Annotated in this window: 1 protein-coding gene; it reads left to right on the forward strand. The window is 21.5% G+C overall.

Annotation, left to right across the window (positions count from 1 at the left end; all coding sequences use genetic code 11):
- Positions 1–307 (forward strand): hypothetical protein (locus BVF91_RS13080; protein ID WP_085113772.1); only part of this gene is annotated, 307 nt, incomplete at both ends.

Genomic DNA, 307 nt, shown 5'->3' on the forward strand with positions numbered 1-307 from the left:
GTCTTTATCAATTTTAATTGTAATAAGTGCAAAATATATTATTAGTCATAAATATATATATAATGAAAATATTAATACAAGTGCCATAAAAGCATTAAAAGAAAAGTTAAATGAATCTAACTGTATTACCGAATATAAAATTTATTATTCCAGACCTTATTTATATTTTTCTATAATTATTGATTCAAGGTGTAAAAAAGAAGATGCATTAAATGTTTTACATATAATTAGGGATTTTGCGATTAAAGAAGGTAATATGGAAGAATTAGAAGACAAATTTTATATACTGTCTATAGATGCCAGATTT

Source organism: Thermoanaerobacterium sp. PSU-2 (assembly GCF_002102475.1).
GTDB lineage: Bacteria > Bacillota > Thermoanaerobacteria > Thermoanaerobacterales > Thermoanaerobacteraceae > Thermoanaerobacterium.